Origin of the sequence: Nocardia harenae NBRC 108248, assembly GCF_001612885.1 — a bacterium.
In the GTDB taxonomy this organism is placed as follows: domain Bacteria; phylum Actinomycetota; class Actinomycetes; order Mycobacteriales; family Mycobacteriaceae; genus Nocardia; species Nocardia harenae.
Map to the genome: position 1 here is coordinate 566,223 of NZ_BDBH01000007.1, position 20,049 is coordinate 586,271.

16 protein-coding genes are annotated in these 20,049 nt (G+C 72.8%); all 16 read left to right on the forward strand.

Annotation, left to right across the window (positions count from 1 at the left end):
• The first annotated feature begins 77 nt into the window (after positions 1 to 77).
• The 16 genes from NH2_RS18185 to ileS all read left to right on the forward strand — a co-directional run bounded on the left by NH2_RS18185 (position 78) and on the right by ileS (position 20,033).
• The gene (locus tag NH2_RS18185) at positions 78 to 1,739 is read left to right on the forward strand and encodes a UDP-N-acetylmuramoyl-L-alanyl-D-glutamate--2,6-diaminopimelate ligase (RefSeq protein WP_067655225.1); all 1,662 of its coding nucleotides are present in this window, start codon (positions 78 to 80) and stop codon (positions 1,737 to 1,739) included.
• Positions 1,736 to 3,256, forward strand: coding sequence for a UDP-N-acetylmuramoyl-tripeptide--D-alanyl-D-alanine ligase (locus NH2_RS18190; RefSeq protein WP_067655228.1), 1,521 nt, complete (start codon positions 1,736 to 1,738; stop codon positions 3,254 to 3,256). The genes NH2_RS18185 and NH2_RS18190 overlap by 4 nt, the downstream gene beginning before the upstream one ends.
• A complete protein-coding gene (mraY, locus tag NH2_RS18195) occupies positions 3,253 to 4,329 on the forward strand; it encodes a phospho-N-acetylmuramoyl-pentapeptide-transferase (RefSeq protein ID WP_067655231.1) in 1,077 nt (358 codons plus the stop codon). The genes NH2_RS18190 and mraY overlap by 4 nt, the downstream gene beginning before the upstream one ends.
• Before the next feature lie 47 nt (positions 4,330 to 4,376).
• The gene (gene murD / locus NH2_RS18200; RefSeq protein WP_067655234.1) at positions 4,377 to 5,867 is read left to right on the forward strand and encodes a UDP-N-acetylmuramoyl-L-alanine--D-glutamate ligase; all 1,491 of its coding nucleotides are present in this window, start codon (positions 4,377 to 4,379) and stop codon (positions 5,865 to 5,867) included.
• Positions 5,864 to 7,414, forward strand: coding sequence for a putative lipid II flippase FtsW (gene ftsW, locus NH2_RS18205; protein WP_067655237.1), 1,551 nt, complete (start codon positions 5,864 to 5,866; stop codon positions 7,412 to 7,414). Before murD ends, ftsW begins: the two co-directional genes overlap by 4 nt.
• 5 nt (positions 7,415 to 7,419) lie before the next feature.
• Positions 7,420 to 8,526 (forward strand): undecaprenyldiphospho-muramoylpentapeptide beta-N-acetylglucosaminyltransferase, encoded by a 1,107-nt coding sequence (gene murG, locus NH2_RS18210; RefSeq protein ID WP_157103855.1) that lies wholly within the window; start codon positions 7,420 to 7,422, stop codon positions 8,524 to 8,526.
• A gap of 197 nt (positions 8,527 to 8,723) precedes the next feature.
• Complete coding sequence (murC, locus tag NH2_RS18215) at positions 8,724 to 10,163, forward strand: UDP-N-acetylmuramate--L-alanine ligase (protein ID WP_067655842.1); 1,440 nt, start codon at positions 8,724 to 8,726, stop codon at positions 10,161 to 10,163.
• Positions 10,164 to 10,168: 5 nt separating this feature from the next.
• Positions 10,169 to 10,873 carry a cell division protein FtsQ/DivIB gene (locus NH2_RS18220; RefSeq protein WP_245650630.1) on the forward strand — a complete coding sequence of 235 codons (705 nt, stop codon included), beginning with the start codon at positions 10,169 to 10,171 and terminating at the stop codon, positions 10,871 to 10,873.
• A gap of 352 nt (positions 10,874 to 11,225) precedes the next feature.
• Positions 11,226 to 12,434, forward strand: a complete 1,209-nt coding sequence (gene ftsZ, locus NH2_RS18225; protein WP_067655244.1) for a cell division protein FtsZ — start codon at positions 11,226 to 11,228, stop codon at positions 12,432 to 12,434.
• Between the two features lie 160 nt (positions 12,435 to 12,594).
• Positions 12,595 to 13,323, forward strand: coding sequence for a peptidoglycan editing factor PgeF (gene pgeF, locus NH2_RS18230; RefSeq protein WP_067655247.1), 729 nt, complete (start codon positions 12,595 to 12,597; stop codon positions 13,321 to 13,323).
• A 67-nt stretch (positions 13,324 to 13,390) separates the two neighbouring features.
• Positions 13,391 to 14,182, forward strand: coding sequence for a YggS family pyridoxal phosphate-dependent enzyme (locus NH2_RS18235; protein WP_084505636.1), 792 nt, complete (start codon positions 13,391 to 13,393; stop codon positions 14,180 to 14,182).
• Positions 14,183 to 14,291: 109 nt separating this feature from the next.
• Positions 14,292 to 15,089, forward strand: a complete 798-nt coding sequence (locus NH2_RS18240) for a cell division protein SepF (RefSeq protein ID WP_067655250.1) — start codon at positions 14,292 to 14,294, stop codon at positions 15,087 to 15,089.
• A gap of 90 nt (positions 15,090 to 15,179) precedes the next feature.
• The gene (locus tag NH2_RS18245) at positions 15,180 to 15,482 is read left to right on the forward strand and encodes a YggT family protein (RefSeq protein ID WP_067655253.1); all 303 of its coding nucleotides are present in this window, start codon (positions 15,180 to 15,182) and stop codon (positions 15,480 to 15,482) included.
• A 67-nt stretch (positions 15,483 to 15,549) separates the two neighbouring features.
• Entirely contained in the window at positions 15,550 to 16,386 is an 837-nt protein-coding gene (wag31, locus tag NH2_RS18250) for a DivIVA-like cell division protein Wag31 (RefSeq protein ID WP_067655256.1), read from the forward strand.
• Between the two features lie 69 nt (positions 16,387 to 16,455).
• Positions 16,456 to 16,662, forward strand: coding sequence for a hypothetical protein (locus tag NH2_RS18255; protein WP_067655259.1), 207 nt, complete (start codon positions 16,456 to 16,458; stop codon positions 16,660 to 16,662).
• Between the two features lie 239 nt (positions 16,663 to 16,901).
• The gene (ileS, locus tag NH2_RS18260; protein ID WP_067655262.1) at positions 16,902 to 20,033 is read left to right on the forward strand and encodes an isoleucine--tRNA ligase; all 3,132 of its coding nucleotides are present in this window, start codon (positions 16,902 to 16,904) and stop codon (positions 20,031 to 20,033) included.
• The last annotated feature ends 16 nt before the right edge of the window (positions 20,034 to 20,049 follow it).

A 20,049-nucleotide genomic window follows, 5' to 3' on the forward strand; every position in this document is an offset into this window, starting at 1 on the left:
AACCTGACTCCCCGTCCCAGTCGTGTTCGTACGCGGCATGTTCGATCGGACATGTCCGCCCCGAGAGAAGGAGCAAGGTGGCTGCGCAGTCCAGCCCGCAGACGCTCCGGCCGGTTCAGCCGCCGTCGACGCCGTTGCACGTCCTGCTGGAAGCCACCGGAGCACACGCGACGGCCCCCGTCGACGGGGTGACCGTGACCGGTATCGAGCAGCGCTCGAACGTGGTGCACGGGGGCGATCTGTTCGCCGCGCTGCCCGGCGCCCGCGCGCACGGCGCCCGGTTCGCCGCCGACGCGGTCGCGCGCGGCGCGGTCGCGATCTTCACCGACCCCGCCGGTGCCGCGGAGCTGGGTGAGCTCGGCGTTCCCGTACTCGTGCGGGACGAGCCGCGCGCGGTGCTCGGCGAGCTCTCGGCGCTGATCTACGGCCACCCCTCGGAGCGGCTGCGGATCGTCGGGATCACCGGCACCTCCGGCAAGACCACCACCTCCTACCTGGTCGAGGCCGGGCTCGCGGCGGCCGGGCTCGCCACCGGGCTGATCGGCACCATCGAGACGCGGATCGGCGGGCGCCGGGTGCCGAGCGCGCTGACCACGCCGGAGGCGCCGCAGCTGCACGCCATGTTCGCGGCCATGGTGGAGCAGGGGGTGGATGCCGTGGTGATGGAGGTGTCCAGCCACGCGCTCGCGCTCGGCCGGGTGGACGGGGTGCGCTTCGACGTCGGCGCCTTCACCAACCTCTCCCAGGATCACCTCGACTTCCACGCCGACTTCGAGGATTACTTCGCCGCCAAGCGCAGGCTCTTCGAGCCCGGGTCGCCGGTCGCGGCGCGGACCGCCGTGGTCTGTGTGGACCAGGAGTGGGGGAGGAGATTGGCAGCCGGGCTGCCCGCCCCCATCACGGTGCGAACCGAGCCGGCAGCTCCGGTCGAGGCGGGGGAGCCGGCCGCTGCGGCGCCCGGTGCTTCCACCGCGACGGACCCCGCCCGACCCGCCGAGAACCTGGCCGCCGTGGCGGCCGACTGGACGGTCGCGAGCGACGTCAGCACGACCGCCGGGGGCGAGCAGGAGTTCACGGCCATCGGGCCCGGCGGGCCGGTTTCGGTGCGGCTGCGGCTGCCCGGTCGCTACAACGTGGCGAACGGCCTGCTCGCGGTCGCGGTGTGCGCCGCGGCGGGCGTGGACGCGGCGCGGGCCGCGGCGGCGCTGGCGTCGGTGGACGTCCCGGGCCGCATGCAGCGGGTGGAGCGGGGGCAGGACTTCCTCGCCGTCGTCGACTACGCGCACAAGCCCGCCGCGGTGGAGTCGGTCCTCGCCACGCTGCGCGCGCAGACCGCGGGCCGGGTCGCCGTGGTGGTCGGCGCGGGCGGCGACCGCGACGCGGGCAAGCGCCCGCTGATGGGCGCGGCCGCCGCGCGCGGCGCCGATCTCACCGTGATCACCGACGACAACCCGCGCAGCGAGGACCCGGCCACCATCCGGGCCGCGCTGCGCGCAGGCGCCCTCGCGGTGCCGGAGGCCGAGCGCGGCGAGGTGCGCGAAACCGGCGATCGCGCCGCCGCCATCAGCGAGGCGGTGCGCTGGGCGCGCGCGGGCGACGTAGTGCTGATCGCGGGCAAGGGCCACGAGACCGGCCAGGAGATCGCCGGGGTCAAGCACCCCTTCGACGACCGCGAGGTGCTCGCCGCCGCGCTGGCGGCGGCCACCGGCGCAGCCACGGAGGACTCGAGGGTTCCATGATCGTGATGACACTGCGGGAGATCGCGGAGCTCGTCGGCGGCACGCTGCACGACGTCCCCGACCCCGATGCGGCGGTGACCGGCGCGGTCGAGTTCGACTCGCGCAAGATCGGCGCAGGCGATCTCTTCCTGGCCCTGCCCGGCGCCAGGGCCGACGGCCACGACTTCGCCGCGGGCGCCGTCGCGGCCGGCGCCGTCGCGGTGCTCGCGGCCCGCCCGGTCGGCGTCCCCGCCATCGTGGTCGAGCCGCGGCCCGGCCAGGTCTCGGCGGGCGCCATGGTGGTCGAGCACGACACCGACGGCTCCGGCGCCGCGGTACTGGCCGCGCTGGCCGCGCTGGCCAGGGGCGTCGTGCAGCGGCTGACGGCCGCAGGCACGCTCACCGTGATCGGCGTCACCGGCTCCTCCGGCAAGACCTCCACCAAGGACCTGCTCGCCGCCGTGCTGCGCCCGCTCGGCACCGTGGTGGCCCCGCCCGGCTCGTTCAACAACGAGCTCGGCCACCCCTGGACCGCGCTGCGCGCCACCGCCGACACCCGCTTCCTCGTGCTCGAACTCTCCGCGCGCGGCCCCGGCCACATCGCCGCGCTGGCCGAGATCGCCCCGCCCGCCATCGGCGTGGTGCTCAATGTCGGCACCGCGCACCTCGGCGAGTTCGGCAGCCGCGAGGCCATCGCCGAGACCAAGGGCGAGCTGGTGGAGGCGCTGCCAGCCACCGGGCTCGCCGTGCTGAACGCCGACGACCCGCAGGTCGCCGCCATGGCGCCGCGCACCGCGGCCAGGGTGGTCACCGTCGGGCAGGCGAGCACCGCCGCGATCAGGGCGAGCGCGGTCCGGCTGGACGAGCACGCGCGCGCCGCCTTCACCCTGCACACTCCGGTGGGCGAGGTGCCGGTGCAGCTGGCGGTGCACGGCGAGCACCAGGTGGGCAACGCGCTCTCCGCCGCCGCGGTCGCGCTGGAGTGCGGCGCCGATCTGGCGACCGTCGCCGCCGCGCTGGGCGGGGCCGCCGCGGCGTCGGCGCGCCGGATGGATGTGCGCACGACGGCGGCAGGCGTCACCGTCGTCAACGACTCCTACAACGCGAACCCCGACTCGGTCCGGGCCGCGCTCAAGGCCCTGGTCACCATGGCGAGGACCGGTGATCGGCAGCGGCGCAGCTGGGCCGTGCTCGGCGAAATGGGCGAGCTCGGCCCGGAGTCGGTGGTGGAACACGATTCGATCGGACGGCTCGCGGTGCGGCTGGATGTGGACCGGCTCGTCGTGGTCGGGTCCGGAAGGCCGCCCCGGGCCATGCACCAGGGAGCGGTGATGGAAGGCTCGTGGGGCGAGGAATCGGTCCTCGTACCCGATATCGGTGCGGCGATCGCCCTGCTCGACGCGGAGGTCGAACCGGGCGACGTGGTACTGGTGAAGGCGTCGCAATCGGTCGGCCTCTGGGAGGTCGCCGACCATTTGACAGGGGGATCGGCAGTGCCGCCGGACGCACCTGCGGGAAGCACGGAGGCAGCCCGATGAGACAGATCCTGTTCGCGGCGGCCATCGCGCTGACCGTATCGATCCTGCTCACACCCCTGCTCATCTCGATATTCGCGAAGCGGGGATTCGGCCAGGAGATCCGGGTCGACGGCCCGGCCAGCCACCAGGCCAAGCGCGGGACGCCGACCATGGGCGGCGTCGCCATCGTGATCGGCATGTGGGCCGGGTACCTGGGCTCGCACCTGATCGGCATCGGCTACGAGGCGGACGGGCCGTCCGCCTCGGCGCTGCTGGTGCTCGGGCTGGCCACCGCGCTCGGCGCGGTCGGCTTCCTGGACGACATGATCAAGCTGCGCAAGCAGCGCAACCTCGGCCTCACCGCCGCGGGCAAGTACATCGGGCAGATCTCCGCCGCGGTCATCTTCGGCATCCTGGCGCTGCAGTTCAAGGGCGCCAACGGGCTGACCCCGGCGAGCAAGCACCTCTCCTACGTCCGCGACATCACCACCGTCTCGATGGGCTTCGTGGTGTTCCTGGTCTTCGTCTGCCTGGTGGTGGTGGCCTGGTCCAACGCGGTCAACCTGACCGACGGGCTGGACGGGCTCGCCGCCGGCTCGATGAGCCTGGTGCTCGGCGGCTACGTGGTGATCACCTTCTGGCAGTACTACCACGCCTGCTCGACCAAGCCGGAGACCGGCTGCTACAACGTCCGCGACCCGCTGGATCTGGCCCTGGTCTGCGCGGCGGGCGGCGCGGCCTGCGTCGGCTTCCTCTGGTGGAACGCGGCCCCGGCCAAGATCTTCATGGGCGACACCGGCTCGCTGGCGCTCGGCGGGCTGATCGCCGGGCTCTCCATCGTCACCCGCACCGAGCTGCTCATGATCGTCATCGGCGCGCTCTTCGTCGCCGAGGCCATGTCGGTGATCCTGCAGGTCGCGGTCTTCCGGACCACCCGCAACCGGCTCTTCAAGATGGCGCCGTTCCATCACCACTTCGAGCTGAGCAAATGGGCGGAGACCACGGTCATCATCCGGTTCTGGCTGCTCGCCGCGATGGCGTCGGCCTTCGGGCTCGGGCTGTTCTACAGCGAATACCTCTCCCAGGTCGGCTGAGCGGAATGGTCGAGCACTCTCCGCGCGCCCTGCGCTCACCCGGCCCCATGCTGGAATTCCTGCGTGGCCGCGACGTCCTGGTGGCCGGCTGGGGCGTCTCCGGGCGCTCGCTGGTCGAGCCGCTGCGCGATATCGGTGCGCACCCCGTGGTCACCGACGGCGGCGCGGCCGCGCTCGCCGAGGCCGCCGGGCTCGGGCTGGAGGTGGCGACCAGCGTGGAGCTGGAGTCCGCCGACCTGGGCCGCTTCGCCCTGGTGATCACCTCGCCGGGCTGGCGGCCCGACTCGCCGGTGCTGGTGCACGCGGTCACCGAGGGCATCCCCGTCTGGGGTGACGTGGAGTTCGCCTGGTGGGTGGATCAGGCCCGGCTGTACGGGCCGGTGCGCAAGTGGCTGGTGATCACCGGCACCAACGGCAAGACCACCACCACGAACATGACGCACGCCATCCTGCGCGCGGCCGGGATCGCCAGCGTGGCCTGCGGCAATATCGGGCTGCCGATCCTGGACGCGCTGCGCCGCAGCCCGGGCCCGCAGGTGCTCGCGGTGGAGCTCTCCTCGTTCCAGCTGCACTGGGCGCCCTCGGTGCGGCCGGAGGCGGGCGTGGTGCTGAACGTCGCCGAGGACCACCTGGACTGGCACGGCGGGCTGGACGCCTACGCCGCCGCCAAGGCCCGCGCGCTGGTCGGGCGGGTCGGGGTGGTCGGGCTGGACGATCCGGTCGCCGCCTCGCTGGCCCGCAAGTCCAAGGCGCGGCGCACCGTCGGCTTCCGGATCGGCGTCCCGGCCGACGGCGAGCTCGGCGTGGTCGACGGGAAATTGCTGGACCGGGCCTTCACCAAGGCCGCCATCCTGGCCGAGGTCGGCGATATCAGCCCGCCCGGCCCGTCCGGGGTGGCGGACGCGCTGGCCGCGGCGGCGCTCACCCGTTCGATCGATGTGGCGCCGCAGTTCGTGCGCGAGGGGCTGGTCGAGCACCGGGTCGGGCCTCATCGGGCCGCCTTCGTCCGGGAGCTGGGCGGGGTCGAGTTCATCGATGATTCCAAGGCCACCAACCCGCACGCCGCGCGGTCCTCCATCCTGGCGCACCCCTCGGTGGTCTGGGTCGCGGGCGGGCAGCTCAAGGGCGCCTCGGTCGAGGATCTGGTCGAGGAGGTCGCCGAGCGGCTCGTCGGGGCGGTGCTGATCGGGGTGGACGCGCCGGTCGTCGCGGCCGCGCTGGCGCGACACGCCCCCGAGGTCCCCGTCGTCGAGGTGCAGGCGCGAGACGATGCTGCCATGAGCGAGTCAGGCCCGGAGGCGGTAGCGGAGCGTAGCCACGGGGGGCCCTCGCTCAGGCCGGATGGGCGCAGCAGGGCGGATGCGGTGATGGCGGAGGCGGTGCGGCTGGCCGCGGGGCTCTGCACCGCGGGCGATACCGTGCTGCTCGCCCCGGCCGCCGCCTCGCTCGACATGTTCACCGACTACACGCACCGCGGCCGCAGCTTCGCCGACGCCGTCAACGCACTGCAGGAGAGCGATATCGGGCGGCGCTCGTGACCACGGCGACCCGGCGGGCGGACAGCACGGCGACGCGCTTCGGCGCCTGGCTGGCGCGCCCGCTGGCGTCGTTCCACCTGATCGTCACGATCGCCACCCTGCTCACCGTGCTCGGGCTGGTCATGGTGCTCTCCGCCTCCAGCGTCGAGGCGTACGCCGACGGCGGCTCGGCCTACTCGCTCTTCGTGCAGCAGGCCATGTTCGCCGGGATCGGGCTCGTCCTGTTCTACCTGGCGCTGCGGATCCCGCTGCGCAGGCTGCGGCAGTGGTCCTTCCCGATCTTCGCGCTCTCGGTGCTCGCGCTGCTGCTGGTGCTGCTGCCCGGCATCGGCTCCGAGGTGCAGGGCGCGCGGCGCTGGCTGGTGCTCGGGCCGATCTCCATCCAGCCCTCCGAGGTGATCAAGGTCAGCCTGGTGGTGTGGGGCGCGCACCTGCTCGCCTCGCGGCGCTCCGAGCGCGCCACGCTCAAGGAGCTGCTGGTGCCGCTGGTGCCCGCCGGGCTGCTGGTCTGCCTGCTCGTCGTGCTGCAGCCGAACCTCTCCACCACCATCGCGCTCGGCATCGTGCTCATGGCGCTGCTCTGGTTCGGCGGGCTGCCCGCCCGGCTCTTCGTCACCATCGCCGCCTCCGGCGTGGTGGCGGCGGTGGTGCTCGCGCTCTCCGCCGGGTACCGCTCGGACCGCATGCGCGCCTTCTTCAACCCGGGCGACGATCCGCAGGGCATCGGCTACCAGGCCCGCCAGGCCATGTACTCGCTGGCCGACGGCGGCATCTGGGGGCGCGGGCTCGGCCAGAGCCGGGCCAAGTGGAGCTACCTGCCGAACTCGCACAACGACTTCATCTTCGCCATCATCGGCGAGGAGCTCGGCTTCCTCGGCTGCATGCTGGTGCTCGGGCTGTTCGCGCTCTTCGTCTTCACCGGGCTGCGGATCGCGACCCGCTCGGTCGACCCCTTCCTCAAGATCCTGATCGCCACCGCGACCACCTGGATCACCAGCCAGGCGCTGATCAATATCGGCTACGTGGTCGGGCTGCTCCCGGTCACCGGGTTGCAGCTGCCGCTGGTCTCGGCGGGCGGCTCGTCGCTGGCCATCACGCTCTTCATGTTCGGCATCATCGCCAATGCCGCCAGGCACGAGCCGGAGGCGGTCTCCGCGCTGAACGCCGGGCAGGACGGCCGGGTGAGCAGGCTGCTCCGGCTGCCCAAGCCCGAGGTGTACTCGCCGGTGCGGGCCGAGCAGGCGCGGGCCCGCTCGGTGAACCGCCGCGGCCCCGGCCGCCCGCCGAACGGCCGCGGCGGCGTCGAGGGCGAGCGGCGCCGCCGCACGGATGCGGGCCTGCGGCGCGGCGACGATTCGGGCCTGCGGCGCGGCCACGATTCGGGCCCGCGGCGCGGCGACGATTCGGGCCTGCGGCCCGCTGACCTCCCGGAGCCGCCGCGCAGGCGCTCCGGGGAATCCCGTGGCACCGGGTCGCTCCGCGCGACCAGGGCCTGGGAGCCCAGCTATCCCATGCCCCATGCGAGAGAACGAGGTAGATCCAGGTGAGTGACGTGCGACCCGCGCAGCGATCCGGGCTTTCGGTGATCGTGGCGGGGGGTGGCACCGCCGGCCACATCGAGCCGGCACTCGCGGTCGCCGACGCGCTGCGCAGGCAGGACGAGACCGTGCGGATCACCGCACTCGGCACCGAGCGCGGCCTGGAGACCCGGCTGGTGCCGGAGCGCGGCTACCCGCTGGAGCTGATCCCGCCGGTGCCGCTGCCGCGCAAGCCCAGCGCCGACCTGCTCCGGCTGCCCGGCCGGGTGCGGGCGTCGGTGGCCCGCACCCGCGCGGTGATCGACGCGGTGCAGGCGGATGTGATCGTCGGGTTCGGCGGGTACGTGGCGCTGCCCGCCTACCTGGCGGCCGGGCGCGGGGCGCTCGGCAGGCGCAGGGCGGTGCCGGTGGTGGTGCACGAGGCCAATGCCAAGGCGGGGATCGCGAACAAGGTCGGCGCGCGGCGGGCGGCACGGGTGCTCGCCGCGGTGCCCGGCTCCGGGCTGGACGCCGAGGTGCTCGGCATCCCGGTGCGCGGCTCGATCACATCGCTGGACCGGGCCGCGCTGCGCGCCGAGGCGCGGGCGCACTTCGGGTTGCCCGCCGACGGGCCGGTGCTGCTGGTCTTCGGCGGCTCGCAGGGCGCGCGGACGCTGAACGAGGGCGTCTCCGGCGCCGCCGCGCAGCTCGCCGCCGCCGGGATCGCGGTACTGCACGCGCACGGGCCGAAGAACACGCTCGAGGTCGCCGAGCCCGGGTATGTGGCAGTGCCGTACGTGAGCCGGATGGATCTGGCCTACGCCGCCGCCGACGCCGTGGTCTGCCGCTCCGGCGCCATGACCGTGGCCGAGGTCTCCGCGGTCGGGCTGCCCGCCTTCTACGTGCCGCTGCCGCACGGCAACGGGGAGCAGGAGCTCAACGCGCGCCCCGTGGTGGCCGCCGGTGGTGGCAGAATTGTCCCCGATTCGGAGTTGACGCCGAAGTACGTGATCGACGAGGTGATTCCGCTGCTCCAGGACCCAGCACGCCTGACCGGGATGGGCCGCGCCGCGGCCGGCGCCGGGCATCGCGACGCCGCCGACGAGGTCGCGCGCATCGTCCGCGAGGTGGCGGGCCGATGACCGAACTCGAAGCCGCGGGCGCGGCACGCTCCGATGCCGCGGTGCCGCCGGGTGAAGCCGCCGGAGCGCCGGGCGCATCGGACGCCACAGCCGCGGTGCCGCCGGGCGCCGGGCCCGCGGGCCACGTTCCCTCGGCCGAGGTGACCGCGGCGGACGCCGCGCGCTCCGCGCTCCCACCGGAACTCGAGCGCGTCCACATGGTCGGGATCGGCGGGGCCGGGATGTCCGGCATCGCGCGGATCCTGCTGTCGAGGGGCGGCGCCGTCTCCGGCTCGGACGCCAAGGAGAGCCGCGGCGTGCTCGCGCTGCGGGCGCGCGGCGCGGAGGTGCGGATCGGGCACGACGCGAACGCCCTCGACCTGCTGCCCGGCGGCCCGACCGCCGTCGTCACCACCTTCGCCGCCATCCCCAAGACCAACCCGGAGCTGGTCGAGGCGCGCCGCCGGGAGATCCCGGTGCTGCTGCGCCCCGCCGTGCTCGCGGCGCTCATGCGCGGGCACCGCACCCTACTGGTCTCCGGCACGCACGGCAAGACCTCGACCACCTCCATGCTCATCGTGGCGCTGCAGCACTGCGGCTTCGACCCCTCCTTCGCGGTCGGTGGCGAGCTCAACGAGGCCGGTACCAACGCCCACAACGGCACCGGCGGCATCTTCGTGGCCGAGGCCGACGAGAGCGACGGCTCGCTGCTGCAGTACGACCCGGACGTCGCCGTTGTCACCAATGTGGAATCCGACCACCTCGACTTCTTCGGCACCCCCGAGGCCTACACCCAGGTCTTCGACGACTTCGCCGACCGCCTCGCCCCCGGCGGGCTGCTCGTGGTCTGCCTGGACGACCCCGGCTCGCGCGCCCTGGCCGAGCGGGTCGCCCCCCGGCTCGCCGAGCGCGGCATCGCGGTGCTCGGCTACGGCTCCGGCGAGCTCGCCGACGCCCCGGTCCCGGTCGGGGCCAGGCTGCAGAGCTGGGAGCCGCGCGACGTCGGCGGGCTGGCCCAGTTCCAGCTGGACGACGAGCCCACCCCGCGCGCGCTGCGGCTCGCCGTGCCCGGCAGGCACATGGCGGCCAACGCGCTGGCCGCGCTGCTGGCGGGCCGGGCGGCGGGCGCCGACGTGGACGAGCTGATCCAGGGGCTGGAGGGGTTCGGCGGGGTGCACCGCCGGTTCCAGTTCGCCGGGCGGGAGAACGGCGTCCGGGTCTTCGACGACTACGCGCACCACCCGACCGAGGTGCGCGCCGTGCTCGGCGCCGCCGCCGAGCTGGTCGAGCAGGAGGCCGCCGACGGCGCGCGGGCCAGGCCGGGCCGGGTGATCGTGGTGTTCCAGCCGCACCTCTACAGCCGCACCGCCGCCTTCGCCGCCGAGTTCGGCGCCGCGCTCAGCCTGGCCGACGAGGTGGTCGTGCTCGACGTGTACGGCGCGCGGGAGGAGCCGCTGCCCGGGGTGAACGGCGCGCTGGTGGCGCAGTCGGTGACCGTCCCGGTGCACTACCAGCCGGACATGTCCCGGGTGGGCAGGCAGGTGGCGGCGCTGGCGCTGCCCGGCGACGTGGTCATCACCATGGGCGCGGGCGACGTCACCATGCTCGGCGGGCAGATCCTCGACGGGCTGCGGGCGCGCCCGCACGCCGGGCGGTGAGGTGGGTGCCCGCGTGGCCGGGCCCGCGCTCGGCGCGCGAACCGCGCCCGCGCGGCCGCCGCGGGCTGCCCCGGCTCCCGGTCCGGCTCGGGCTCGGGGTCGCGGTGCTGGTCACCGCCGTCGCGATCGCGTACTTCACGCCGGTCTTCGCGGTGCGCACGGTCCGGGTGGACGGCGCCGCCGCGGTGCCGGAGGACCAGGTGCGGGCCGAGCTCGGTGTGCCGGAGGGCCGCTCCATGCTGCGCATCGACACCACCGCCATGGCGGCGCGGGTGGCGAGCATCCCGAAGATCAGCACCGCGCGGGTGCAGCGGGTCTTCCCCGGCACCGTCCGGGTGACCGTGCGCGAGCGCACCCCGGTGCTCTGGTTCGCCGGACCGGGCGGGGCGCACCTGGTGGACGCCGAAGCGGTCGAGTACGCCGTCGAGCCCGCGCCGCCCGCGGCCCCGGAGCTGACCGCCGCCGCGCCCGCGCTGCGTCAAGCCGCCGTGACGGTACTGACCGCGCTGCCGCCCGCGCTCGCCGCCGAGGTGGCGAAGCTGGAGGCGCGCTCGGCGTCGGACATCGCGCTGACGCTCCGGGACGGCCGTACCGTCTTGTGGGGCGGCGCCGACGACGCCGCCCGCAAGGCGGCGGTGGTCGGCCCGCTACTGACCCGGGACGGCACGATCTTCGACGTCTCCAGCCCGAACCTGGTGACGGTTCGATGACGCGGGGCCCGCGCGCGGAGTTCGCTCCGCGGCCCGGACCTGCGCCGTCGTCCGGGTCCGAGCGGCGGGGGCGGGGGGCGGGCTACGGTGTGGGGTGCGCCGGGGCGGGTGGGATCGCGACACAATCCGGACCCGGTACCGGCGCGCCTGCGAGCGGATCGCGAGCACGGCGAATAGCGTTCCGTTCCAGTCGGAGACTTGACAGAACGCTAACCCTATGGTTCAGCTTTAGGGTTTGCCCGGGGGGCGGCCCGTCGCCCGGGACGGCCCGCTTGCCGGGTTCCCGGACGGCGCCGCCCGAGGTCCGGGATCCGCACACGACAGGCTCGAGATCGAAGGAAGGCGAGAGCTCATGACGCCCCCGCACAACTACCTTGCTGTGATCAAGGTCGTCGGCATCGGTGGCGGCGGCGTGAACGCCGTCAACCGAATGATCGAACAGGGACTCAAGGGAGTCGAGTTCATCGCGGTCAACACCGACGCGCAGGCGCTGCTGATGAGCGACGCCGACGTGAAGCTCGACGTGGGCCGCGAGCTCACCCGCGGGCTCGGCGCGGGCGCCGATCCGGAGGTCGGCCGGAAGGCCGCCGAGGACCACAAGGACGAGATCGAAGAGGTGCTCAAGGGCGCCGACATGGTCTTCGTCACCGCGGGTGAGGGCGGCGGCACCGGCACCGGCGGTGCGCCGGTCGTGGCCAGCATCGCGCGCAAGCTCGGCGCGCTCACCATCGGCGTCGTCACCCGGCCGTTCTCCTTCGAGGGCAAGCGCCGCGGCAACCAGGCCGAGACCGGCATCGCCGCGCTGCGCGAGTCCTGCGACACCCTGATCGTCATCCCGAACGACCGGCTGCTGCAGCTCGGCGATGCGGCGGTGAGCCTGATGGACGCCTTCCGCTCGGCGGACGAGGTGCTGCTCAACGGTGTCCAGGGCATTACCGACCTGATCACCACCCCCGGCCTGATCAACGTCGACTTCGCGGACGTCAAGAGCGTCATGTCCGGCGCGGGCAGCGCGCTCATGGGCATCGGCTCGGCGCGCGGCGAGGGCCGGTCGGTGAAGGCGGCGGAGTCGGCGATCAACTCGCCGCTGCTCGAGGCGTCGATGGACGGCGCGCACGGCGTGCTGCTCTCGATCGCCGGCGGCTCGGACCTCGGGCTCTTCGAGATCAACGAGGCGGCCTCGCTGGTGCAGGAGGCCGCGCACATCGAGGCCAACATCATCTTCGGCACGGTGATCGACGATTCGCTCGGCGACGAGGTCAGGGTGACGGTGATCGCCGCGGGGTTCGACAGCGGCGGCCCGACCAAGCGGGTCTTCGATCCCGGGTCGGTGCGCGGCACCATCGGCTCGGCGCGGGCGGGCGAGATCGGCCAGCGCGGCAGCAGCAGCGATCACCTGGCCCGCGGCGTCGACCCGCCGTCCTACGACAGCGGCCGCGGCGCGGTGCCGAACTACCGGGAACCGGACCGGCTGCGCCCGGCCGCCGAGCCCACCCCGCGCACCCGCATCGACCCGCCGGACGACGACGACGTCGACGTGCCCGACTTCATGCGGCACTGACTCACCCGCGGCCCTCGCCGCCACCCCCGGAGCCGGGGGCCGCGCCGTGCCGCCCGGACGTGCGGTCGCCCGGTGTCCCGAGGCCGCCGCCCCGGAGCCGGGGCCCGGTGGTCGCGGGCGACGCCGGTCGCCGGCTCGGGCGCGGATTAAGCTCGGAGCCATGACTTCCGCTCCCGTGCTCACCGTCCGCCGGGTCACCACGACGCGCGCGGGCGGCTTCTCGGCCGCGCCCTACGACGGCTTTAACCTCGGCGACCACGTCGGCGACGACCCGGCGGCGGTGCGGCGGAACCGGCAGCGGCTGGCCGACGGCATCGGGCTGGCCCCGGAGCGGCTGGTGTGGATGGAGCAGATCCACGGCCGCGCGGTGGAGATCGTGGACGGCCCGCGCGCCGAGCCGGTGCCCGCCACCGACGCGCTGGTGACCACGGTGCCGAACCTGGCGCTGGTGGTGCTCACCGCGGACTGCGTCCCGGTGCTGCTCTCCGACGACGAGGCGGGGGTGATCGCCGCCGTGCACGCGGGCCGGGTCGGCGCCAGGATCGGCATCGTCCCCCTGGTGCTGGAGGCCATGACCGCGGTGGGCGCGCGGGTCGAGCGGATCGGCGCCTTCCTCGGCCCGGCCGCCTCCGGCAGGCAGTACGAGGTGCCCGCCGCCATGCGCGCCGACGTCGAGGCGCACCTGCCAGGCAGCGCCGCCACCACCGTGCGCGGCACCCCGTCGCTCGACCTGCGGGCCGGGATCCGCAGGCAGCTCGAGGCCGCCGGGGTCGGCGGGGTCGCGGCCGACCCGCGCTGCACCATCGAGGACCGGACGCTCTTCAGCCATCGCCGCACCGCCCCCACCGGCCGGATCGCCGGGGTGATCTGGATGCAGGCGGGGTCGTGAGCGGGCCGGACATGAGGGCTGGGGCGGAGCGCGGCGGGCCCGCACGCGCGCAGCGGACGGCGGGCGTATGAGCGGGCCGGAATCGCGCGCCCCCGGGCCCGCGCGGGCAGGTGACCACCCGGCCGCGGCGGCCGGCTCGGCGCGCGCGGCCGAGCTCGCCGAGCGGCTCGCCGCCGTCACGACCCGGATCGCGGCCGCCTGCGCCGCCGCGGGGCGCGCCGCGGACGAGGTGCGGCTGCTCCCGGTGACCAAGTTCCACCCGGCCGCGGATATCGCGATCCTCTACGACCTCGGCTGCCGCGCGTTCGGCGAATCCCGCGAGCAGGAGGCGACCGCCAAGGTCGCCGAGCTCGCACCGGGTTTCGCCGAGCCCGTGGCGTGGCACATGATCGGGCGACTCCAGCGCAACAAGGCCAAAGCGGTGGCCCGCTGGGCGCACACCGTGCAATCGGTGGACAGCGAACGGCTCGCCGCCGCACTGGACACCGCCGCGAGCGCCGCGCTCGACGCGGGGGAGCGCACCGCCCCGCTGCGCGTGCTGCTGCAGGTCAGCCTGGACACCGACCCGGGAAGAGGCGGCGTCGAACCGGCCGAGCTGCCCGCGCTCGCCGACCGGATCGCGGCCGCCCCCGCGCTGGAACTCGCTGGGCTGATGGCGATTCCGCCCGTGGACGCCGACCCCGATAGCTCCTTCGCCGTGCTCGAGACACTGCACACCCGGTTGCAGGCCGATCACCCGGGCGCGAGCGAACTCTCGGCGGGCATGTCGGGCGATCTGGAATCAGCTGTGGCACACGGTTCCACCTGTGTGCGTGTCGGTACCGCGCTCCTGGGTACACGCCCGATAACCTCGGGCTAGCAAAGAAACCTCATCAGTCACATTCGACACATATGCTGGGGACTGACGAGGGGTGCTGAGCAAGACTTCAACACCCGGCCGCCACCGGGGCCGAAGGAAGGTCGACCAGATGAGCACGCTGCACAAGTTCAAGGCGTACTTCGGCATGGTTCCACTCGACGAGTACGAGGACGACTATGTCGACGACCGGGCCCCGCACGGCATCGACGACCGCGGCCCCCGGCGGGTCCGCGCTCGCGAATTCGACCGGGAGTACGGCGCGTACAGCCGCTACGGCTCCCCCTCCGACGGCTATGGCGACGACCACTACGCCGCCGAATCCGACTACCCCGAGCCGGCCTACAAGTCGCCCTACTCCGGCGGCTACCCGCCGCTGCCGCGGCGCGAGGAGTACGCCGACGAGGGGTACTCCGACGATCGCTACGAGCCGCCACCGCGCCGCCCCACCCGGATCGACTCGGCGGCGGCCGGGCGGTTCCGCGCGGGCGGCGGCGCGCCGATGATGCGCGGGGCGACCCGCGGCGCGCTCGCGGTCGACCCCGAGGCGGAGGAGCGCCGGCTGGAGGAGCGCATGCGCGCCGAGCCGGTCGCCACCCGGCGGCCGGGGATCTTCGAGGACGGAGGTCCCTTGTCCAAGATCACCACGCTGCGCCCGCGGGACTACAGCGAGGCGCGCATCATCGGCGAGCGCTTCCGCGAGGGCAACCCGGTGATCATGGACCTGGTCGACCTGAGCAACGCCGACGCCAAGCGGCTGGTCGACTTCGCCGCCGGGCTGGCGTTCGCGCTGCGTGGCTCGTTCGACAAGGTGGCGACCAAGGTGTTTCTGCTCTCACCGGCGGACGTCGACGTCTCGGCGGAGGAGCGTCGCCGGATCGCGGAAACCGGCTTCTACAACCAGAAGTAACGGCGTTGCCCGAGTGCACCGCGCCGGTCCGGCCGAGCCGGACCGGCGCGGTCGTTTTGCAGGTCGCCGATTTTCGGGCAGAGTGATGTCGTGGTGGTCTTCGCGGTGCTCTACTTCGTCCTGTTCATCTTCTGGTTGCTGCTGATCAGCCGGGTGATCGTGGAGTTCATCCGCAGCTTCGCCCGTGACTGGCGCCCGACCGGGTTCGTGGTGGTCGTGCTCGAGGTGATCTTCACGATCACGGATCCGCCCGTGAAACTCCTGAGGCGCTTGATACCACCGGTGTCGCTGGGGGGAATTCGGCTCGATCTGTCGATTATGGTTCTGCTATTCATCGTGTTCATCCTGATGTCCATCGTGGGCAGGCTCGGGCAGCCCGTAGCTCCCGTGTGACAGAATGGGATGGGAACGAGATGTCAGATCTGCCAGATCTCCAAAAGACGCGTGAAGGGATCCTTCGATGCCGCTGACCCCAGCCGATGTGCACAACGTCGCGTTCAGCAAACCGCCGATCGGGAAGCGCGGCTACAACGAGGACGAGGTCGACGCGTTCCTGGATCTGGTGGAGCAGGAGCTGTCGCGGCTGATCGAGGAGAACGCCGACCTGCGACAGCGCGTGGCCGAGCTGGATGCCGAGCTGACCGATGCCAAGAAGAACCGCGGCCCCGGCCCCGGCATCGCGAAACCCCCGGTCCAGCAGGCACCGCCCCCAGAACCGATCAAACAACCGGTGCCCCCCGCCCCGCAGCCGCCGATGCCCGCGGTACCGGCTGCGGAGGGCCCGGGCGTCGACGCGAACCTGCAGGCGGCCAAGGTGCTCAGCCTGGCCCAGGAGATGGCCGACCGGCTCACCAGCGATGCCAAGAGCGAGGCGGAGAACCTGCTCTCCAATGCGCGAGCGAACTCCGAGCGACTGGTGGCCGACGCCCGCAACCGCTCCGATTCGATGATCGCGGACGCCAGGGGCAAGTCCGACGCCATGCTCTCCGACGCGCAGACCCGGTCGGACAATCAGCTCCGCCAGGCCAAGGAGAAGGCGGACGCGCTGCAGGCCGACGCCGAGCGCAAGCACACCGAGATCATGGCGACCATCACCCAGCAGCGCAGCGTGCTGGAGAGCCGGATCGAGCAGCTCAAGACCTTCGAGCGGGAGTACCGGGTGCGGCTGAAGTCTTACCTGGAGTCGCAGCTGGAGGAGCTGGAGAACCGCGGCTCGGCGGTCCCGGTGGATGACGGCGGCTTCGACACCGGCGCGAACAGCCTCGCGCCCGCGTCCTTCGCCAAGGGCGGCAAGTAGACTTGCAGCAGGGTCCGTTCGGCAGTTGCCGAGCGGTAGCGAGTCCTGTCGAGTCCCCTGGGGGTCACCATGCTGGTACTGACGCTGGTGCTCGCCGCGATCGGCTTCGCCCTGCTCGTCACGGCGCTGACCACCGGTTCGGTGCTCTGGGCCTGGGGCTGCATCGTGGTGTGCGTGCTCGGTGCGGTGCTGTTGCTGGCGAGCGCGCTCGCGGTCCGGCGGCCCGACGACGGCGAACAGGCGCCCGCTCCGAAAAGGGTTGACCGCCGCCGCTAGACTGAAACCTGTCAGGCGTCGATCCGGCCATCACCGGGGAGTCTTCGGAAGAACGGCGCGTCCGGCGCGCTCAGTAGAACCGAACGGGTCGAGCCCGTCACAGCTCGCAACGAAGAGGTCCGGCCGCGGCCGGGCAAGCGGGGTGGTACCGCGGCCTCGGCGCATCCGCGCCGGCGTCGTCCCCGTGCCAGCGAACCGCGCCGATGGGCGCGGCGGCACGGAGGAGACTGCACACCGCCATGGCGGACGACACTTCCCGCAGCGCGTACCCGCGCGTCGACCTCGCCGCGGGCGCGGGCTCGGCGTTCCCGGAGCTGGAGCGCCGCGTGCTCGACGCGTGGGCGGCCGACGACACCTTCCGGGCGAGTATCGAAAACCGTTCCGCGGCACCGGAGTTCGTCTTCTACGACGGCCCGCCGTTTGCCAACGGGCTGCCGCATTACGGTCATTTGCTCACCGGATACGTGAAAGATCTCGTTCCGCGTTTCCGGACGATGCGCGGAAACCGCGTCGACCGCCGCTTCGGATGGGACTGTCACGGGCTGCCCGCGGAAATCGAAGCGGAAAAGCAGCTCGGTATCACGGACAAATCACAGATCGACGCCATGGGGCTCGCCGAATTCAATGCGGCGTGCAAGTCCTCGGTGCTGCGCTATACCGGGGAATGGCGCGACTACGTCACCCGCCAGGCGCGCTGGGTGGACTTCGACAACGACTACAAGACGCTCGATCTCGACTTCATGGAGTCGGTCATGTGGGCGTTCAAGACCCTGTACGACAGGGGGCTGATCTACAAGGGCTTCCGGGTGCTGCCGTACAGCTGGTACGAGCAGACGCCGCTGTCGAACCAGGAGACCCGGCTCGACGACGCCTACAAGATGCGCCAGGATCCGGCGGTCACCGTCGACATGGTGCTGCGGGTGCCGGACGACCACCCGCTGCGCGAGCTCGACGGCGCCGCCGCGCTCATCTGGACCACCACGCCGTGGACGCTCCCCTCCAACCTCGCCGTCGCGGTACACCCCGACCTCACCTACGTGCACCTGCGCGGCGCCGACGGCAAGCGCTATGTGCTGGCCGCCGAGCGGGTTTCGCACTACGCGCGCGAGCTGGGCGAGGAGCCGGAGGTGCTCTCCGAGCACTTCGGCGCCGCGCTGGTCGACCTGGCCTACACCCCGGCCTTCGACTTCTTCGCGGGCCACCCGAACGCGCACCGGGTGCTCGCCGCCGACTACGTGACCACCGATTCCGGAACGGGCGTCGTGCATCTCGCGCCCGCGTTCGGCGAGGAGGACATGGAGGTCTGCGTGGCCAACGGCATCGAGCTGGTGCAGCCGCTCGACCAGGGCGGCAAGTTCACCTCGATGGTGCCGCCGTACGAGGGGCTGATGGTCTTCGACGCCAACCCGGTGATCATCAAGGACCTCAGGGCGGCCGGAAAGCTGCTGCGGCACGAGACGATCGAGCACTCCTACCCGCACAGCTGGCGCTCCGGGCAGCCGCTCATCTACATGGCGGTGCCCTCCTGGTTCGTCGCCGTCACCACGTTCCGCGACCGCATGGTGGAGCTGAACAAGCAGATCACCTGGGTGCCGGAGCACATCAGGGACGGCCAGTTCGGCAAGTGGCTGGAGGGCGCGCGCGACTGGAACATCAGCCGGAACCGCTACTGGGGCAGCCCGATCCCGGTCTGGAGTTCGGACGACCCGGCCTACCCCCGGCTCGACGTGTACGGCTCGCTGGACGAGCTGGAGCGCGACTTCGGCGTGCGCCCCACCGACCTGCACCGGCCCATGATCGACGAGCTGACCCGGCCCAACCCGGACGACCCGACGGGTGCGTCCACCATGCGCCGGGTGCCGGAGGTGCTGGACTGCTGGTTCGAGTCCGGCTCCATGCCGTACGCCCAGGTGCACTACCCGTTCGAGAACAAGGAGTGGTTCGACGGCCACTTCCCTGGCGATTTCATCGTCGAGTACAACGGCCAGACCCGCGGCTGGTTCTACACGCTGCACGTGCTGGCGACGGCGCTCTTCGACAGCCCGGCGTTCGAGACCGTCGCGGCGCACGGCATCGTGCTCGGCGACGACGGGCTCAAGATGAGCAAGTCCAAGGGCAACTACCCGGACGTCAAGGAGGTGTTCGACCGGGACGGCTCGGATGCCATGCGCTGGTTCCTGATGAGCTCGCCGATCCTGCGCGGCGGCAACCTCATCGTCACCGAGCGCGGCATCCGCGAGGGCGTCTCGCACGCGCTGCGGCCGCTCTGGAACGCCTGGACCTTCCTCCAGCTCTACGCCACCGAGCCGGGCACCTGGCGCACCGATTCGCCGCACGTGCTGGACCGGTACATCCTGGCCAAGCTCGCGGCGACCCGCGACGCGGTCACGGTGGCGCTGGAGGAGTACGACATCGCCGGTGCCTGCGACGAGCTGCGCACCTTCGCCGACGCGCTCACCAACTGGTACGTGCGCCGGAGCCGGAACCGGTTCTGGAGCGAGGACCGCGATGCCGTCGACACCCTGCACACCGTGCTGGAGGTGGTGACCAGGCTGGCCGCGCCGCTGCTGCCGCTGATCACCGAGGTGATCTGGCGCGGGCTCACCGGCGGCCGCTCGGTGCACCTCGCCGACTGGCCCGCCGAGGGCGAGCTGCCGCACGACGCCGAGCTGGTCGCCACCATGGACGAGGTGCGCACGGTCTGCTCCACCGTGCTGAGCCTGCGCAAGGCGAAGAAGCTGCGGGTGCGGCTGCCGCTCGCCGAGGTGACCATCGCGGCGGCCGACGCCGAGCGGCTGCGGCCCTACACCGACGTCATCGCCGACGAGGTGAACGTCAAGAAGGTCACGCTCACCACCGATGTCGACGGGCACGGGCGCTTCGAGCTGACGGTGAACGCGCGGGTGGCCGGGCCCCGGCTCGGCAAGCAGGTGCAGGCGGTGATCAAGGCGGTCAAGGCGGGGGACTGGGCCGAGGACGCGGACGGGGTCGTGCGGGCCGCCGATGTGGCGCTGCTGCCGGAGGAGTACAGCAGGCGGCTGGTCGCGGCCTCGCCGGAGTCCACTGCCGCGCTGCCGGGGAATGCCGGGCTCGTCGTGCTCGACGACACGGTGACCGAGGAGCTCGAGGCCGAGGGGTGGGCCCGCGATCTCATCCGGGATCTGCAGGAGACGCGGAAGTCGCTCGGTCTCGAGGTGTCGGATCGGATCACCGTGATCCTCGACGTGCCCGCCGAGCAGCGGGGGTGGGCCGAGCGGCACGCGGCTCTCATCAGCGGGGAGATCCTCGCCACCGCGCTCGACTTCGGTCCGGCGGGGGAGGATGCGCCCGAGGTCTGCGGGGGAGTCCGGGTGGCGGTCGCCAAGGTGTGAAGGGGTTCCCGGGGGA

Coding starts and splice junctions, on each gene's coding strand:
- murC (WP_067655842.1), top strand. CDS start 8,724: ATGGTCGGGATCGGCGGGGCCGGGATGTCCGGCATCGCGCGGATCCTG.
- pgeF (WP_067655247.1), top strand. CDS start 12,595: ATGACTTCCGCTCCCGTGCTCACCGTCCGCCGGGTCACCACGACGCGC.
- NH2_RS18240 (WP_067655250.1), top strand. CDS start 14,292: ATGAGCACGCTGCACAAGTTCAAGGCGTACTTCGGCATGGTTCCACTC.
- NH2_RS18190 (WP_067655228.1), top strand. CDS start 1,736: ATGATCGTGATGACACTGCGGGAGATCGCGGAGCTCGTCGGCGGCACG.
- murD (WP_067655234.1), top strand. CDS start 4,377: ATGCTGGAATTCCTGCGTGGCCGCGACGTCCTGGTGGCCGGCTGGGGC.
- ileS (WP_067655262.1), top strand. CDS start 16,902: ATGGCGGACGACACTTCCCGCAGCGCGTACCCGCGCGTCGACCTCGCC.
- mraY (WP_067655231.1), top strand. CDS start 3,253: ATGAGACAGATCCTGTTCGCGGCGGCCATCGCGCTGACCGTATCGATC.
- NH2_RS18255 (WP_067655259.1), top strand. CDS start 16,456: ATGCTGGTACTGACGCTGGTGCTCGCCGCGATCGGCTTCGCCCTGCTC.
- NH2_RS18235 (WP_084505636.1), top strand. CDS start 13,391: ATGAGCGGGCCGGAATCGCGCGCCCCCGGGCCCGCGCGGGCAGGTGAC.
- wag31 (WP_067655256.1), top strand. CDS start 15,550: ATGCCGCTGACCCCAGCCGATGTGCACAACGTCGCGTTCAGCAAACCG.
- ftsZ (WP_067655244.1), top strand. CDS start 11,226: ATGACGCCCCCGCACAACTACCTTGCTGTGATCAAGGTCGTCGGCATC.